Origin of the sequence: Stutzerimonas stutzeri (assembly GCF_024448985.1) — a bacterium.
In the GTDB taxonomy this organism is placed as follows: domain Bacteria; phylum Pseudomonadota; class Gammaproteobacteria; order Pseudomonadales; family Pseudomonadaceae; genus Stutzerimonas; species Stutzerimonas stutzeri_AP.
On the sequence record NZ_JAMOII010000012.1, the window covers coordinates 34,522 to 50,581 of the forward strand.

General features: G+C 61.9%; 16 protein-coding genes. 14 read left to right on the top strand and 2 right to left on the bottom strand.

The window, feature by feature from the left end:
- Nucleotides 1-276 precede the first annotated feature (276 nt).
- The 4 genes from prlC to NA647_RS13730 all read left to right on the top strand — a co-directional run bounded on the left by prlC (nt 277) and on the right by NA647_RS13730 (nt 4,564).
- On the top strand, nt 277-2,325 hold the full coding sequence (gene prlC / locus NA647_RS13715) for an oligopeptidase A (protein WP_256058177.1): 2,049 nt from the start codon (nt 277-279) through the stop codon (nt 2,323-2,325).
- Entirely contained in the window at nt 2,322-2,600 is a 279-nt protein-coding gene (locus NA647_RS13720) for a YheV family putative zinc ribbon protein (protein ID WP_256058178.1), read from the top strand. The genes prlC and NA647_RS13720 overlap by 4 nt, the downstream gene beginning before the upstream one ends.
- Before the next feature lie 18 nt (nt 2,601-2,618).
- Nucleotides 2,619-3,392 carry a DUF1835 domain-containing protein gene (locus NA647_RS13725; RefSeq protein ID WP_256058179.1) on the top strand — a complete coding sequence of 258 codons (774 nt, stop codon included), beginning with the start codon at nt 2,619-2,621 and terminating at the stop codon, nt 3,390-3,392.
- 101 nt (nt 3,393-3,493) lie between these two features.
- Entirely contained in the window at nt 3,494-4,564 is a 1,071-nt protein-coding gene (locus tag NA647_RS13730) for a hypothetical protein (RefSeq protein WP_256058180.1), read from the top strand.
- 122 nt (nt 4,565-4,686) lie between these two features.
- On the opposite strand, the gene NA647_RS13735 is transcribed toward NA647_RS13730, so the two are convergent.
- A complete protein-coding gene (locus NA647_RS13735) occupies nt 4,687-5,760 on the bottom strand; it encodes an acyltransferase family protein (protein ID WP_256058181.1) in 1,074 nt (357 codons plus the stop codon).
- 188 nt (nt 5,761-5,948) lie between these two features.
- Between NA647_RS13735 and NA647_RS13740 the strand changes: the two genes are divergently transcribed.
- From NA647_RS13740 to NA647_RS13765, 6 genes are all read left to right on the top strand, one after another.
- On the top strand, nt 5,949-7,013 hold the full coding sequence (locus NA647_RS13740) for a PA0069 family radical SAM protein (RefSeq protein ID WP_256058182.1): 1,065 nt from the start codon (nt 5,949-5,951) through the stop codon (nt 7,011-7,013).
- A 237-nt stretch (nt 7,014-7,250) separates the two neighbouring features.
- Nucleotides 7,251-7,511 (top strand): hypothetical protein, encoded by a 261-nt coding sequence (locus NA647_RS13745; protein WP_131649234.1) that lies wholly within the window; start codon nt 7,251-7,253, stop codon nt 7,509-7,511.
- Between the two features lie 209 nt (nt 7,512-7,720).
- A complete protein-coding gene (coxB, locus tag NA647_RS13750; protein ID WP_256058183.1) occupies nt 7,721-8,854 on the top strand; it encodes a cytochrome c oxidase subunit II in 1,134 nt (377 codons plus the stop codon).
- 12 nt (nt 8,855-8,866) lie between these two features.
- Complete coding sequence (ctaD, locus tag NA647_RS13755; protein ID WP_256058184.1) at nt 8,867-10,495, top strand: cytochrome c oxidase subunit I; 1,629 nt, start codon at nt 8,867-8,869, stop codon at nt 10,493-10,495.
- A 333-nt stretch (nt 10,496-10,828) separates the two neighbouring features.
- The gene (locus tag NA647_RS13760) at nt 10,829-11,410 is read left to right on the top strand and encodes a cytochrome c oxidase assembly protein (RefSeq protein WP_256058185.1); all 582 of its coding nucleotides are present in this window, start codon (nt 10,829-10,831) and stop codon (nt 11,408-11,410) included.
- Nucleotides 11,407-12,306, top strand: a complete 900-nt coding sequence (locus tag NA647_RS13765) for a cytochrome c oxidase subunit 3 (protein WP_256058186.1) — start codon at nt 11,407-11,409, stop codon at nt 12,304-12,306. Before NA647_RS13760 ends, NA647_RS13765 begins: the two co-directional genes overlap by 4 nt.
- Nucleotides 12,307-12,329: 23 nt before the next feature.
- On the opposite strand, the gene NA647_RS13770 is transcribed toward NA647_RS13765, so the two are convergent.
- Nucleotides 12,330-12,530 carry a twin transmembrane helix small protein gene (locus tag NA647_RS13770; protein WP_256058187.1) on the bottom strand — a complete coding sequence of 67 codons (201 nt, stop codon included), beginning with the start codon at nt 12,528-12,530 and terminating at the stop codon, nt 12,330-12,332.
- An 81-nt stretch (nt 12,531-12,611) separates the two neighbouring features.
- Between NA647_RS13770 and NA647_RS13775 the strand changes: the two genes are divergently transcribed.
- The 4 genes from NA647_RS13775 (at nt 12,612) to cyoE (ending at nt 16,051) form a co-directional block, all read left to right on the top strand.
- On the top strand, nt 12,612-13,319 hold the full coding sequence (locus NA647_RS13775) for an SURF1 family protein (RefSeq protein WP_336604955.1): 708 nt from the start codon (nt 12,612-12,614) through the stop codon (nt 13,317-13,319).
- A 5-nt stretch (nt 13,320-13,324) separates the two neighbouring features.
- Entirely contained in the window at nt 13,325-13,921 is a 597-nt protein-coding gene (locus NA647_RS13780) for a hypothetical protein (protein WP_256058188.1), read from the top strand.
- Between the two features lie 146 nt (nt 13,922-14,067).
- The gene (locus NA647_RS13785; protein WP_256058189.1) at nt 14,068-15,135 is read left to right on the top strand and encodes a COX15/CtaA family protein; all 1,068 of its coding nucleotides are present in this window, start codon (nt 14,068-14,070) and stop codon (nt 15,133-15,135) included.
- 16 nt (nt 15,136-15,151) lie between these two features.
- Nucleotides 15,152-16,051, top strand: a complete 900-nt coding sequence (cyoE, locus tag NA647_RS13790) for a heme o synthase (protein WP_256058190.1) — start codon at nt 15,152-15,154, stop codon at nt 16,049-16,051.
- Nucleotides 16,052-16,060: the final 9 nt, after the last annotated feature.

Genomic DNA, 16,060 nt, shown 5'->3' on the forward strand with positions numbered 1-16,060 from the left:
CATTTCTCACCACGAGCAAGGACTCGGCCTTCCCCTCGCTTCTACAGGAGCAGTGCGGTGGAACCCGCGCTCCTGGAAACCGTCGCAATTAAAGCGTTAGTCGGTTAGAGCGAGGAGGGCTGGATGAAGCATCGGTACGCGGCGCAATCTTGATCGAAAAAAGCTGCGATTTCCGGCGTCCATAGCGCCACGCTATCGAGTCGTTTGCTGGCTGCGCGGTCGGGCAATTGTCTTTAACATGCCTGGCTGATCATTTATTCAAAAGGGGCACCTGCCGTGACCGATACCAACCCGCTGCTTCGGGAATTCGACCTGCCGCCTTACTCAGAGATACGCCCCGAGCATGTCGAGCCGGCGGTGGATACCGTGCTCGGTGACAACCGAGTCGCCTTGCAGGAGCTACTCAGCCGCCCGGCCGAAAGCCTCGATTGGTCCACGCTAGTGGTCGGCCTGGATGAAATGAACGAGCGTCTCAGCCGTGCCTGGGGCCCGGTCAGCCATCTGAATTCGGTACGCAACAATCCCGAATTGCGCGCCGCCTACGAGGCCTGCCTGCCCAAGCTGTCCGCGTACGCCACGGAACTCGGGCAGAATGCCGACCTGTTCGCCGCCTACCAGACACTGTCGCTGAGCGCCGAGGCTGAAGGCTTCGACGTCGCGCAGAAGACCATCATCGAGCACGCCCTGCGCGACTTCCGTCTGTCTGGCATCGACCTGCCGCCGGCCGAACAGCAGCGTTTCGGCGCTATCCAGATGAAGCTCGCCGAGCTGGGCAGCACGTTCTCCAACCAGCTGCTCGATGCGACTCAGGCCTGGACCAAGCACGTCACGGATGAAAGCCTGCTGGCTGGCGTCACCGATTCGGCCAAGGCGCAGATGGCCGAAGCTGCAAAAGCCAAAGAGCTCGACGGCTGGCTGATCAGTCTGGAGTTTCCCAGCTACTACGCCGTGATGACGTACGCCGACAGCCGCGCGCTGCGCGAAGAGGTCTACGTCGCCTATTCCACCCGCGCTTCCGATCAAGGTCCGAACGCCGGTCAGTTCGACAACGGTCCGGTGATGGAGCAGATCCTCGACCTGCGCCAGGAGCTGGCCAAACTGCTCGGCTTCGGCAATTACGCCGAGCTGTCGCTGGCCACCAAGATGGCCGAGAGCACCGACCAGGTGTTGGGCTTCCTGCGTGATCTGGCCGTGCGCAGCAAGCCGTTCGCCGAACGCGACCTGCAAGAGCTGCGTGCCTTCGCCGCCGAAAACGGCGTGGATGATCTGCAGAGTTGGGATGTCGGCTACTTCGGCGAGAAGCTGCGCCAGCAGCGCTACAGCCTGAACCAGGAAGAGCTGCGCGAGTACTTCCCCATCGACAAGGTGCTGTCCGGGCTGTTCGCCATCGTCCAGCGCCTCTATGGCATCGAGATTCATGAGCTGGAAAGGTTCGACAGCTGGCATCCGGACGTGCGCCTGTTCGAGATCCGCGAAAACGGCGAGCACGTCGGGCGCTTCTTCTTCGACCTCTACGCGCGGGCCAACAAGCGCGGCGGCGCCTGGATGGATGGCGCCCGCGACAAGCGCCGCACCTGCCTCGGCACCTTGCAGACGCCGGTGGCCAACCTGGTCTGCAACTTCACCCCACCGGTTGGCGAGCGCCCGGCGCTGCTGACGCATGATGAAGTTACCACCCTGTTCCATGAGTTTGGCCATGGCCTGCATCATCTGCTGACCCAGGTCGAACACGCTGGCGCTTCGGGCATCAACGGCGTGGCCTGGGATGCGGTGGAGCTGCCCAGTCAGTTCATGGAGAACTGGTGCTGGGAGCCCGAAGGACTGGCGCTAATCTCCGGCCATTACCAGACCGGCGAACGCCTGCCTCAGGACAAGCTGGACCAGATGCTGGCGGCGAAGAATTTCCAGTCCGGGCTGATGATGGTGCGCCAGTTGGAGTTCTCGCTGTTCGACTTCGAACTGCACGCCACCCACGGCGACGGTCGCAGCGTGCTGCAGGTGCTGGAGAGCATCCGCGACGAGGTGTCGGTGATGCGCCCGCCGGCCAGCAACCGATTCCCCAACAGCTTCGCCCACATCTTCTCCGGTGGGTATGCGGCTGGTTACTACAGCTACAAGTGGGCCGAGGTGCTGTCCTCCGACGCCTTCTCGCGCTTCGAAGAAGAAGGCGTATTCAATCCCGAGACCGGCCGTGCCTTCCGCGATGCCATCCTGGCGCGTGGTGGTTCGCAAGAGCCGATGGTGTTGTTCGTCGATTTCCGTGGTCGCGAGCCATCCACCGACGCCCTGCTGCGCCACCTCGGCCTGATGGAGCAAGTGGCATGACTGACGAGCCGAAAGTAACGACCAAGCGTTTTATCGCCGGCGCGGTGTGCCCGGCCTGCAGCGCGTCGGACAGTATCAAGATGTGGGACGTCGACGGCGTGCCCCATCGCGAATGCGTCGAATGCGGCTACGCCGACACCCTCAACGCCCAAGGGCAGTCGGTGCCCTCGGAGCTTGGCACGCGGGTCAACCAGGCCAAGCCGAAACCCGCCGACCCGCAGGTGCAGGCGGTGCAGTTCTTCCCCAATCCAAAGCTGAAGAAAAACCCCGACTGATCCATTGCGAGGCCCGCCATGTGGCATCTCACCTGTGGCGATCTCGCCGCTGACAGCGTCCGGCAGCTCTTGGGCGAAGGCAACGGCGAGACGGTGCGTGTCCTGCGCGACGATCTCGCGGTCGGGCCGCTTGCCGATATCGAATCTCTCTCATGTACGGAGCGCGTTGCGTTCTGGGAAGGCGTGTGGCCGGCGGCTTTCACGCCGCGCCCAGATTTCTCGTCTATTGCCGTCGATGCCGAGTTTCTGGCGGGGCTGGCAGGCCAGTCGCGGCCGGTGACGGTTTGGCACGGCGACAGCGCGTCCGAGCAACTGATGCTGGCCCGCGTGGCAGCGGCGCTTGAAGACTCGGCGCTGCCGTTTCGGGAGGTCGTATGTGGCACCGGCGACAGTCGCGTCGGCACGCGGATGGCGGTATCCATGCAGGCGCCGGATGCCCTGGCAACGCTCTACCGACCACGCACCGTCGAGCCAGAGAGGATTGCCGAGCTAGCGAGCCAATGGCGCGCTGCCGTGCAGGAAAACGCAGCGATACGACGTTGGGTGGGCGGGCGTTTCGTCGGTGAAGACTCCCAGCGTATTGACCACGAACTGACAGTGGCCTGCGGCGATGACTGGTTGCCGTTGGCCCGCGCCATGGCCGAGGTAATGGGGCACTGCGATGGGTTTTTTCCGACCGACCTGTTTCTCTACTGGCGCGCCCGTGAGCTGGCGAAACGCGGCGTCATTCAGCTCAGCGACGGTGCAGAAGCTGAGTACAGCAAGGTGCAGGTGCGTCGTACCGCAGCCTGAGCGAGCATGCTTGCGCAGCGGTGGTTCGAGGCGGAGGCATTCGAATGGGGGAAGCGTTTATTCTCCGGCGTATTCCCAAGTCAGTTCCGAGGTTCATGCGTATGACGTGCCACAGGCAATTACTGACGCTTTGTCTGCTTGCCCTCGTACCGATGTCCTCAATTGCCGATCCAAGCGTTTCTACGCTCGAAGCCGCGCGGAGCGAATGGTCGACCTACCGCTTTCCGTTGTTTGAAGGCGAATCGGCTGCGCTGGAGCGAATCAATATCTACCTGCACGCGTTCGAGCTCGACGGTTTGCCGGGCCGCTTCAAGCAGTCGCCCTTCGAGCGAATCTGGCCGAAAGAGGACGGGGGGCATGGGCGGGTCAGCCTGGATTATGAAATCCATGCAAAAACGCCTGGCTTCCTTTCGCTGGATATCATTGGTGAGTATTACGGTGCCTATCTCAGCCTGGGCCGCAACAGCTATGCGTTCGCGCTAGCCGATGGCTCGCCCCTCTCGTTGTCTGAGTTGTTCAGCGAGTCGGGTCTGCAACGGCTGCGTGAACGGGTAAGCCAGGCGCGGATAGAGCGCATCGAGAATTTCCTTGCCCGAATTCCAGCGAACAGCGCCACTCAAGAAGAGGCCGAGTCCGCCGCCATTCAGCGCGAAATCTACGAGCACTGCTTGCCGCGCCATCTCGACACCAATCTCGCTCATGACAGGCTGGTGCTCGAGCAAGCGCAGCTGACCTTGATTGCGGAAAGATGCTCGGCGCATGTAGTACGCGCACTGGATGATCTTGATGAGTTTTCGAACAGTTTCCCCTACACCGATCTTGCGGAGGATCTTAGTTCGTACGGACGCTGCCTGCTGCTGGAGCAACGCAGCGATTGCCGGCAGCTGGCGAGGCCGCAAATGGGCGGTGCGTACCGTGGCGAGATTGGTCACCGCGATCGAATCACGCTGGTGATCACGCCAAACGCCGAAGGCTCGTCCAGAGCCGTCTACTTTCATGGCAAGGACGCCAGCGCGATCAGGCTTGTTGTTCGCCACGACGCCAGCCGCACCTTACTTCGAGAGCAGCGTGAGGTACCCGCGCTGTTCGAGCTTCAGCTTGGCCGCGACGGCCAACTCAGTGGCAGCTGGCAAAAGGACGGCGGCCCGCCACTGCCGGTCAATCTGCGCTGATTGCGTTGCCGATCCGCGCCGCTGGGGCGACCACTGAGGTCGCGCCGGTCGGAAGGCAGAGCAAGCAAAGAGTGTTTCTATATGGCCCTCCCTGCAGCCACGGCGATTCGACATCGCGTTTCTCATTCAACCAAGGTCTTAGGCGTCACGAGACTGGGCTGTGGCGCTCCGGAGAGACGCTGCTTGAATTTCATCGCCGGCGCCTCGATCAGGTGCCAGGACAGAATTGCCAGCAGCAAGGTCGGCACGAGGCTAATAACGGTCAGCCAGAACACGCCGATCTCGTGGCCAAGCAGATAGACGGTGAGCTGCTGGAAAGGGAAGGCATAGATGTACATGCCATAGGAGAAATCGCCGTACTTGCCGAATCGCGAAAGCAACGGAATCGGCGCATAGGCGAGGTAGATCACCAGATAGGGCAGTGCGATCACATAAACATACGGCCCGGCGGCGGTATGAAACGTCAGCACCAGCGCCGCGACGAACAGGGCGGCAATCCAGCCGCGCCAGGGCAGCGCGTCGCGGTAGAGGAAGATGGCAGCGCCGGTGTAATACAGCAGGCCCAGCTTGAATACGTTGGTGATGAAGAATGACTCGATCCCGAGCCGCTCCAGTAACCAGAAATAGCCCAGGGCGAGGCCGGCGATGGGGAGGAAGATCAGCCGAGGCTTCAACAATCCAACCAGACCCATGATCAGCACGCCCAGGTACATCAGTACCTCGAGTGGAAGCGTCCACAGCGATCCGTTCATCACGTTCGGATAGATGTTATGGCTGAACACGCCCGGCAGCTCGAAGCGCGTGACGAGCAAGATGTTCTGCAGGTATGTCCAGGTGATGGGGGACGAGAAATAGCTGGTCATGCTGCGCTCGGTCACCAGCGGGCCGATGACGAACGCCGATAACAAAACGGCCAGTATCAAGGCCGGAAAGACCCGCAAAGCGCGCTTGATCAGGAAGCTTCTCGCACTGCTGCTATTGATCCAGGACGATGTGATCAGGTAGCCGCTGATGACGAAGAAGATCGCGACGGCGAATTCTCCGCCGTTCTCATAGCCGGTCAGCAGTTCGATGGGCTCGTCAGGCCGGCGCCCAGTCAGCGGATAACTGTGAACGAGCAGTACCAGCGACGCTGCAAAAAAGCGCAGGAAATCAAAGTTGTTTTCCCGGGCATGCAAAGGTCCCTTGGAATGCATTGTCGCTCTCTCCGCAACGGCCTCTTTTAGCCGGGTACTACCGTTGTAGACGATCTAGTTTGCTTGGCTGTGAATCACTCGCAATTCCGACCGACGGTCATGCATCGCTAGACCCTGCGCTCGTCGGAAGACGAATGCATGTTGATCATTCTCATATACTGTATGTATGAACAGTTATGAGGTTGCTCATGTCCAGCATCGTCGCAACACCACGCGGTCGCGGTACCGCCATAAATCCGAACAACCGTTTCGCGCCGACCCTTAGCGAAGCCTATAACGACGGCTGGGAGCAGGAAGTACCGCCGACCCGCGCGACCGAAGTGCGAAGCGAGACGGCAAAGTCCGTCATCACTCGCAACCAGTCGCCGGATGTCGGCTTTGATCGTTCGGTCAATCCGTATCGGGGTTGTGAGCATGGCTGTATCTATTGTTTCGCAAGGCCCAGCCATGCCTATTGGGACCTGTCGCCGGGCATCGATTTCGAGACCCGGCTGATCGCCAAGACCAACCTTGCCGAGCGCCTGGAACAGGAACTGAGCAAGCCCGGCTACGTGCCGCAGCCCATCGCGCTGGGAGTCAATACCGACGCCTATCAGCCGTTGGAACGCGAGCAGCGGCTCACCCGCCAGGCGCTGGAGATACTGCTGCGCTTCAAGCATCCGGTGCACATCATTACCAAGGGTTCGCTGGTGCTGCGCGATCTGGATCTGCTGGTTCCCTTGGCCGAGCAGCGGCTGGTCAGCGTCTCGGTCAGCCTGACCACCTTGGATGACGAGCTCAAGCGCATCATGGAGCCGCGCGCGGCATCGCCCACGGCCCGGCTGCGTGTGCTGCGGACCCTGCACGAGGCAGGTGTTCCGGTCAGCGTGATGTGCGCGCCGATGATTCCGATGATCAACGACATGGAGCTGGAACGCATGCTCGAGGCCGCGCGCGAGGCCGGTGCGGCGTCGGCGGGTTATGTCCTGCTGCGCCTGCCCCACGAGGTGGCGGAGCTGTTCGAGTCCTGGTTGATCGAGCACTTCCCGCAGCGCGCGGCGCATGTAATGAGCCTGGTGCGCCAGTCGCGCGGCGGTAAGGGCTACGACAGTCGCTTCGGCAGCCGCATGCGTGGAGAAGGGCAGTTCGCTCAGCTACTCGCTCAACGGTTCCAGCTGGCTTGCAAGCGCCTGGGCTACAACCGTCGCGATCAGAATTTCGGCCTCGATTGCAGTCGTTTCGCGCCGCCGGGGCAGCAATTGAGCCTGCTCTAGGGCTTTGAAACAAAGGCTGAACAAGTTCGGCCCTACATCCCAGCAACCAGTCCAGATACCGACGCTGCTGACCGTAAGGCCGAATTCATTCGGCCGTCGATAGCTCATACCCGACGAACGGGATCTGCGGCTTTCTACCTTCACGAGTTCGCGCCGGAACTCTAGCGAGCGCGAAGGGCACCAATCCATGCACGGAACGGATTGCCGGACCTTGATTCTTGGCTTACTGGAGGTGATGTGGACTGGATCGATCTGCTGCAATGGCCGGCTATGGTCATCACGGTGCTAGCGGCGTGGCTGATCGGCTCGCTGAAACCGAGCCGGCGCACGGTGGGCTTCTGGTGTTTTCTGCTGAGTAACCTGCTCTGGGTGATCTGGGGTTGGCACGCCCAGGCCTGGGCACTGATCACGCTGCAGGTATGTCTGGCGCTGATGAATATCCGTGGCGTGAAGAAGAACGATCAGCCGCGCGAAGCGGAAGCTAACCCGAGCACCTGACGAAATTGCCAGTCGGAGAACGCTGTCTATACTCCGATCGTAAGCGTACCGATTGAATCCGACTGCGCGTGCAAAGCGAAGGCTGGTGACCAGGAATTGGGGGGCACCGGATCAAGGCGTAGTCAGGCCGTCGAAGTGAGCGTGGCTCCCTTCGCGTCCGGACAACAGGCCAGTCGGCGGGATAACAAGAACCATAAGGGGAACCCGCAATGTCGCGACATCCACGAGTCTGGATGGGGATTGGGCTGTGGTCGCTATTCGGTCAGGCCCAGGCGGCCTGGGACGTGAATATGCAACCCGGCGTAACGGACGTCAGTCGCTCCGTATTCGATTTGCACATGACCATCTTCTGGATCTGCGTGATCATCGGCGTGCTGGTGTTCGCGGTTATGTTCTGGTCGATGTTCGCCCATCGGCGCTCTAAACGACTGGAGTCGGCGCACTTCCACGAAAATACCAAGGTCGAGGTTCTCTGGACCGTCATTCCCTTGTTGATCCTGATCGCCATGGCCGTGCCGGCGACGCGCACTCTCATCCACATTTATGACGCGTCCGAATCGGACGTGGATATCCAGATCACCGGCTACCAGTGGAAGTGGCATTACAAATATCTGGGAGAGGATGTCGAGTTCTTCAGCAACCTCACGACACCGCGAGACCAGATCAACAACCAGGCGCCCAAGGGCGAACACTATCTGCTGGAGGTCGACGAGCCGCTGGTGATTCCGGTGGGCGCCAAGGTGCGCTTTCTGATTACCGCCGCGGACGTCATCCATTCCTGGTGGGTACCGGCGCTGGCGGTCAAGAAAGACGCCATCCCTGGCTTCATCAACGAATCCTGGACGCGTGTCGAGGAGCCCGGCATCTACCGCGGCCAGTGCACCGAGCTGTGCGGCAAGGATCACGGTTTCATGCCGGTGGTGGTCGAGGTCAAATCCGCCGAGGACTACGCCGCCTGGCTGGGCGAGAAGAAGGCCGAAGCGGCCAAGCTCGCCGAGCTGACCAGCAAGGACTGGACACTGGAAGAGCTGACCGCCCGCGGCGAGCAGGTTTACCAGACCAACTGCGCATCCTGTCACCAGGCCAATGGCGAGGGGATACCTCCAATGTTCCCTGCGCTCAAGGGCTCGCCAATCGCTACTGGCGATGCTGAAAACCACATCAGCATTGTCGTCAAGGGCGCGCCGGGTACGTCGATGCCGGCATTCGGCCCGCAGCTTTCCGAGGTCGATCTAGCCGCGGTGATCACCTACGAGCGCAACGCCTGGGGTAACGACACGGGCGACATGGTCACGCCGAAAGACGTGCTCGTCTTCAAACAGGCCGAAGAAGCCACCCAGTAAGAGGATCAGGTGATGAGTGCAGTGATCGACGATCATGGTCATGCCGGGCATGACCATCACCACGGCCCAGCCAAGGGTCTCTCACGCTGGCTGCTGACCACCAATCACAAGGACATCGGCTCGATGTACCTGTGGTTCAGCTTCTGCGCCTTCCTGCTAGGCGGCTCCATGGCGATGGTGATCCGCGCCGAGCTGTTCCAGCCGGGCCTGCAGATCGTGCAGCCGGAATTCTTCAACCAAATGACCACCATGCACGGCCTGATCATGGTCTTCGGCGCGGTGATGCCGGCGTTCGTCGGCCTGGCCAACTGGATGATCCCGCTGATGATCGGCGCGCCGGACATGGCCCTGCCGCGCATGAATAACTTCAGCTTCTGGCTGCTGCCCGCCGCGTTCGGCCTGTTGGTCTCGACGCTGTTCATGGAGGGCGGCGGGCCGAACTTCGGCTGGACCTTCTATGCACCGCTATCGACCACCTACGCGCCGGAGTCGGTGACCTTCTTCATCTTCGCCATCCACCTGATGGGGATCAGTTCGATCATGGGCGCGATCAATGTGGTCGCGACCGTGCTCAACCTGCGCGCGCCGGGCATGACGCTGATGAAGATGCCGTTGTTCGTCTGGACCTGGCTGATCACCGCTTTCCTGCTGATCGCGGTGATGCCGGTGCTGGCCGGCGTGGTGACCATGATGCTGATGGACATCCACTTCGGCACGAGCTTCTTCAGTGCGGCGGGCGGCGGCGACCCGGTGCTGTTCCAGCACGTGTTCTGGTTCTTCGGCCATCCCGAGGTGTACATCATGATCCTGCCGGCGTTCGGCGCGGTCAGCTCGATTATTCCGGCGTTCTCGCGCAAGCCGCTGTTCGGTTACACCTCGATGGTTTACGCCACCGGCGCGATCGCCTTCCTGTCGTTCGTCGTCTGGGCGCACCACATGTTCACTGTCGGCATACCGCTGACCGGCGAGCTGTTCTTCATGTACGCAACCATGCTGATCGCCGTGCCGACCGGGGTGAAGGTATTCAACTGGGTGTCGACCATGTGGCGCGGCTCGCTGACCTTCGAGGCGCCGATGCTGTTCGCCGTGGCCTTCGTCATTCTCTTCAGCATCGGCGGGTTTTCCGGCCTGATGCTGGCCATCGCGCCGGCTGACTTCCAGTACCACGACACCTACTTCGTGGTGGCGCATTTCCACTACGTGCTGGTGCCGGGGGCGATTTTCGGCATCTTCGCTTCGGCCTACTACTGGTTGCCCAAGTGGACCGGGCACATGTACGACGAGACGCTGGCCAAGCTGCATTTCTGGATGAGTTTCGTCGGCATGAACCTGGCGTTCTTCCCGATGCACTTCGTCGGCCTGGCCGGCATGCCGCGGCGCATCCCGGACTACAACATGATGTTCGCCAACTTCAACATGATCTCGTCGGTGGGCGCCTTCATGTTCGGCGCCACACAGTTGCTGTTCCTGTTCATCGTCATCAAGTGCATTCGTGGTGGCCCGGCAGCCGCGGCCAAACCTTGGGACGGCGCTGAGGGACTGGAGTGGAGCGTGCCGTCGCCGGCGCCTTACCACACCTTCAGCGTGCCGCCGAGCCTGGAAGAGCTGCATGAGCATCGGACGGGGCCAAAGCATGAATAGGCAGAGAGCCGCTGAAGGCTTGGGGCTGGACGCTGGACGAGCGGTGGCTTCGACGGCTCGCTTTGCGGCTACTCGGGGGATGGGCGATGGTTGTGGTGGGCTAAAGCCCACCCTACTAGGCTATGGGCTGAAGCGGAGCTCTGCCCGACCCATCCAACGCCTGCGTAACGCTGAGCACGCCGTAGGGTGGGCTTCAGCCCACCGGAACACCGCTTTCGCGCAGCGCTGCGTGGGTATCCATCCACCCTACGGTTGCGATGACGACAGGCTGGCGTCGCTTTTTCGTTCAGCCTCCAGCTTCCAGGGCTCTTGTGGTCTTCTGGGAGAACCGTCATGAACACTGAGCTGCCACTCGGCCACCTGGTTCGCCGTCTGCTGCTCGTCGTGGTGGCGATGTTCGCCTTCGGCTTCGCACTGGTGCCGATCTATGACGTCATGTGCCAGGCTTTCGGCATCAACGGCAAGACGGCTGGCGCCTACGAAGGAACGCAGACGGCGGACGAGGCGCGGGAGATTCGTGTGCAGTTCCTGGCCACCAACGCCGCAGGCATGGAATGGGAGTTTGGCCCGCAGGCCGATCAGCTCAGTGTGAACCCTGGTTCCAGTCAGGAAATGCGCTTCGTCGCCTACAACCCCACGGATAAGCCAATGACGGCCCAGGCCGTGCCCAGCGTGTCGCCCTCCAAGGCAGCTGCGTACTTTCACAAGACCGAGTGCTTCTGCTTTACCCAGCAAGTGTTGCAGCCCGGTGAGCGCATCGAGATGCCGGTGCGCTTCATCGTTGATCGTGATCTGCCCGCAGACGTGCGTCATCTGACGCTCGCCTACACCCTGTTCGACATCACGTCTCGCCAACCCCCCGTCGCCGCCATTGATCAGGCGCCCGTGGTGGCGGCCAAGGAGAGTCTGCAATGAGCAAACAGACCACCACGCACGAGAATTACTACGTTCCCGCCCAGAGCAAGTGGCCCATCGTTGCCACAGTTGCGCTGTTGGTCACCGTCTACGGCCTCGGCAGCTGGTTCAACGACCTCAAGGCCGAGCGCGCCGACTCCAACGGTCCGCTGATCTTTTTCATCGGTGCGCTGCTGATTGTTTACATGATGTTCGGCTGGTTCGGCTCGGTAGTCCGCGAAGGTCGTGCCGGGCTCTATAGCGGGCAGATGGACCGGTCCTTCCGTTGGGGCATGACCTGGTTCATCTTTTCCGAGGTGATGTTCTTCGCTGCGTTCTTCGGCACGCTGTTTTACATCCGCTACTGGGTCGGCCCGTGGCTCGGTGGCGATGGCGACAAGGGCGTCAGCAATATGCTCTGGCCCAACTTCGAATACACCTGGCCGCTGCTGAACAACCCCGATCCCCAACTGTACCCGGCGCCGGAAGGCACGATCAGCGCCTGGGGGCTACCGCTGATCAACACCATTCTCCTGGTCACCTCCAGCTTTACGCTGACCTGGGCGCACCACGCACTGCGCAAGGGCAATCGCAAACACCTCAAGCTCGGGCTAGGGCTGACCGTGCTGCTCGGCGTGGCCTTCCTCATCCTGCAGATCGAGGAGTACGTGCATGCCTATACCGAGCTCGGCCTGACGCTCGGCTCGGGCATTTACGGCGCGACCTTCTTCATGCTCACCGGCTTCCATGGTGCCCACGTCACCATGGGGGCGATCATCCTGACGGTGATGCTGGTGCGCAGTTTTCGCGGCCACTTCACGCCCGAACAACATTTCGGCTTCGAGGCGGCGGCCTGGTACTGGCACTTCGTGGACGTGGTATGGCTCGGCCTGTTCGTCTTCGTTTATGTGATTTGAAGTTGCAACCCGTTGTAGGGGCGTTATCCGAAACCGGGCCGCAGCAGGCCGGAGTAAAAGCCCCAGGCGATCAGCGCGACCGTCAATGTCGTGAGGGAGACGCGAACGAACAGAGCGGTTACCAAGCGGGAAGTACGGCCTTCGTCCTTGACCAGAAAGAACAGTCCACTGAACAGACTGACCAGCGTGGCGACTAATAACAAAATAATGACCGCCTTGAGCATGAGCGGGTCCGCCGTAATAAGTGAACTGGGGGAGTGGGGGTGGAGTATAGCCAGCCGGATAAATACGTCGCGGGGCGCGGCATGAGCGGCTTCAAGCCGGGTTTGCTGCCAACGCTGATAGTGCTGTGCCTGTTGCCGCTGCTGGTCTGGCTAGGTTTCTGGCAGCTGGAGCGCGGCGAGCAGAAGCGCGACATGCTGGCCCGTCAGGAGGCCCGCCAGGAAGCCGCGCCGGTATCGCCGGAGCAGATCGAGAACCTTGAAGATCCCATCTATAGCCGCATCCATCTTCAGGGCAGCTTCGATGCCGAGCACAGCTTTTTGCTGGACAGCCGCACCCGCGACGGTCAGGTCGGCGTCGAGCTGCTGCAGCCGTTTCACGATCAGTCCAGCGGCCGATGGGTACTGGTCAACCGGGGCTGGCTGCCTTGGCCGGATCGCCGCATCCCGCCGAAATTCGACACACCGGATCGCCCGTTGAAGCTGGCCGCCTGGGTCTACGCCCCCTCGGGCGAGCCGTTCATTCTTAGCAAGCGCATGGCCGAAGGCTGGCCGCGGCTGATCAATCACGTCGATGTCGAGGAGATCTGGCAGCTGCTCGATCGCGATGGCGTCAGCTACGAGCTGCGGCTGGAGCCGGGGCCCGCGGCATACCGCGCCGACTGGCCGGTGACCTTCATGAAGCCGCAGCAGCATGTGGGTTACGCGGTGCAATGGTTTGCGCTGGCAGCGGCGTTGCTGGCGTTGTTCATCTACTTCGGCGTGCATCAGGCACGAGGGAGCAAGCAGTGACCACGATGAATCCGACACTCAACCCTGCGCAGCCGCAGCGGCGTCGCGGGCGGCTGCAATTGTTGCTGATCCTGGCGGTGGTGATTGGCCCCATGCTGCTGGCCAATGCTATGTACCACTTCGGCTTCTGGGTCCCGCAAACCCGAACCTATGACGGCGCTCTGGTCGCGACCGGGCAGGGCCGCGATGCGCTCGGGATCAATGCGCCGGTCGCCACCGCGGCGGCCGCCGCCGAGCCGCGCTGGGAGCTGCTGGTCACGGCACCGCAGGGCTGCGCCGAGGATTGCCGGCAACTGGTCTATCTGGCCCGTCAGATCAATATCGGCCTGGCCCGCGAAGCCGGTCGCGCCGGTCATGCGCTAGCCAGCGCGCAACATCTAGCTAGCGACTATGACCAGCGCCTGCAACGTGAATACCCGCAACTGCAACGCTATCCGTTGGACGCCGCCGTGTACGGCGCTAATCCCGAGCTGCCCGCCGGCGCACAACTCTGGATCGTCGACCCACACGGCAATCTGGTGCTCCGCTACGACGCGAAAGCGGACGGCAAGGCGATTCTCGATGACCTGAAGTATCTGTTGAAGATCTCGCAAATTGGATGAAAGAGCAGCTGGAAGCTGAAAGCTTGAAGCTGGAAAAAGCACTGAGCCAACCCCCCTCCCCTCGGGGAGAGGGCTGGGGTAAGCCAACCCTACGTTGAAATTGGGTACGGCGCCTGCCCTGCAAGCTTTTCGATAACGAGGACCTTATGCACTCAAAGTCACGCCCCGGTTATCGCCTTGCCGTATTTGCCACGCTACTGGCCGTGGTGGTGGTGCTGCTGGGTGCTTACACGCGCCTGACCCACGCCGGGCTTGGCTGCCCGGACTGGCCTGGCTGCTATGGGTTTCTCACCGTGCCCATGAGCGAAGACAAACAGAGCCTGGCCGCACTGCGTTTCCCCGAGGCGCCTCTGGAAGTGCGAAAGGGCTGGAACGAGATGGTCCATCGCTACTTCGCCGGCGCATTGGGGTTGGTGATTCTTGCGCTGGCCGTTCAAGCTGTGCGGCGTCGTGCCGAGCCCGGTCAACCGGTCAAGCTCCCGCTGTTGCTGCTGGCGGTCGTAATCGCCCAGGCGGCGTTCGGCATGTGGACCGTCACCCTGCAGCTCTGGCCGCAAGTGGTCACGGCGCATCTATTGGGTGGCTTCGCCACCCTGAGCCTGCTGTTTCTGTTGAGCCTGCGCTTGTCCGGTAGGCAGCCGGCGATCCCGACTGTGGCGGGCCGGGTCAGAGCGTTAGCGGTGACCGGCATGCTGGCGGTGATCCTCCAAGTGGCGCTCGGTGGCTGGGTCAGCAGCAACTACGCCGCGGTGGCGTGTACCGACTTTCCCACCTGTCATGGCGAGTGGTGGCCGACGATGGATTTCATCAATGCCTTCAATCTGACCCATCACGACATCGGCCCGAACTACCTGGGTGGCATGCTCTACGGCGAGGCGCGCACGGCTATCCATGTCGCTCACCGGCTGGGTGCGCTGACCGTGACGCTCATCCTGCTGGCCCTGAGCTGGCAGCTCTGGCGTCGCGGACTGTCGCGCCTGGCCGGGTTGCTGCTGGCCGCGCTGGCCCTGCAGATCGGGCTGGGCATCAGTAATGTTCTGTTCAATCTGCCCCTGGCCGTCGCCGTCGCCCACAACGGCGGCGGGGCGATGCTGCTACTGGTTACCGTGCTGATCAACCTTCGTCTCCTGAGTCACGGCGCTGTCACGGCGCGCGAGCCTGCGCTTCAGGAGCGCCCAAATACCGCGGGCGGGCTCGACCTGCCCAGCGCTTGACCATAAGGAGAACCCCATGGCGACTCTACTCAGCGAACGCGGCGCCCAGGCCAGCTGGCGCGATTACCTGGAGCTGACCAAGCCGAAGGTGGTGCTGCTGATGCTCATCACCTCCCTGGTGGGCATGTTCCTGGCGACGCGGGCCGGTGTGCCCTGGACCGTGCTGGTATTCGGCAACCTCGGTATTGCGCTCTGTGCCGGGGGCGCGGCGGCGGTCAATCACGTGGTTGATCGGCGTATCGATTCGGTGATGGCGCGCACGCACAAGCGGCCGCTGGCCGAGGGACGGGTATCGCCGGCTGCCGCGCTGTTTTTCGCGTTACTGCTGAGTGTGGCGGGGATGGTCCTGCTACTGACCTTTACCAACGCGCTGGCGGCCTGGCTGACGCTGGCCTCGCTGGTCGGCTATGCGGTCATCTACACCGGCTTTCTCAAACGGGCAACGCCCCAGAACATCGTCATCGGCGGGCTCGCTGGCGCTGCGCCGCCGCTGCTCGGCTGGGTCGCGGTGACCGGGCAGGTGACGGCGGAGCCGTTGCTACTGGTGCTGATCATCTTCGCCTGGACGCCGCCGCATTTCTGGGCGCTGGCGATCCACCGCAAGGATGAATACGCCAAGGTCAATGTGCCCATGCTGCCGGTGACCCACGGCGAGCACTACACCAAGGTACACATCCTGCTCTACACCGCGGTCCTGCTGGCAGTGAGCTTCATGCCGTTCGCCATTCACATGAGCGGTCCGCTGTACCTCGCGGCAGCCGCGCTGCTGGGCGCGCGATTCCTGTTCTGGACCATCGTGCTCTATCGCGACAGCCGCCCCCATGCGGCGATCAAAACCTTCAAATTCAGCATCTGGTACCTGTTCGCGCTGTTCATCGCACTGCTGGTTGATCATTATCTGCTGCTCAACATCTGAGCCGCTCGA

Coding starts and splice junctions, on each gene's coding strand:
- ctaD (WP_256058184.1), top strand. CDS start 8,867: ATGAGTGCAGTGATCGACGATCATGGTCATGCCGGGCATGACCATCAC.
- NA647_RS13780 (WP_256058188.1), top strand. CDS start 13,325: ATGAATCCGACACTCAACCCTGCGCAGCCGCAGCGGCGTCGCGGGCGG.
- NA647_RS13775 (WP_336604955.1), top strand. CDS start 12,612: ATGAGCGGCTTCAAGCCGGGTTTGCTGCCAACGCTGATAGTGCTGTGC.
- NA647_RS13720 (WP_256058178.1), top strand. CDS start 2,322: ATGACTGACGAGCCGAAAGTAACGACCAAGCGTTTTATCGCCGGCGCG.
- NA647_RS13760 (WP_256058185.1), top strand. CDS start 10,829: ATGAACACTGAGCTGCCACTCGGCCACCTGGTTCGCCGTCTGCTGCTC.
- NA647_RS13725 (WP_256058179.1), top strand. CDS start 2,619: ATGTGGCATCTCACCTGTGGCGATCTCGCCGCTGACAGCGTCCGGCAG.
- NA647_RS13785 (WP_256058189.1), top strand. CDS start 14,068: ATGCACTCAAAGTCACGCCCCGGTTATCGCCTTGCCGTATTTGCCACG.
- NA647_RS13735 (WP_256058181.1), bottom strand. CDS start 5,760: ATGCATTCCAAGGGACCTTTGCATGCCCGGGAAAACAACTTTGATTTC.
- coxB (WP_256058183.1), top strand. CDS start 7,721: ATGTCGCGACATCCACGAGTCTGGATGGGGATTGGGCTGTGGTCGCTA.
- NA647_RS13740 (WP_256058182.1), top strand. CDS start 5,949: ATGTCCAGCATCGTCGCAACACCACGCGGTCGCGGTACCGCCATAAAT.
- NA647_RS13765 (WP_256058186.1), top strand. CDS start 11,407: ATGAGCAAACAGACCACCACGCACGAGAATTACTACGTTCCCGCCCAG.
- NA647_RS13770 (WP_256058187.1), bottom strand. CDS start 12,530: ATGCTCAAGGCGGTCATTATTTTGTTATTAGTCGCCACGCTGGTCAGT.
- NA647_RS13730 (WP_256058180.1), top strand. CDS start 3,494: ATGACGTGCCACAGGCAATTACTGACGCTTTGTCTGCTTGCCCTCGTA.
- cyoE (WP_256058190.1), top strand. CDS start 15,152: ATGGCGACTCTACTCAGCGAACGCGGCGCCCAGGCCAGCTGGCGCGAT.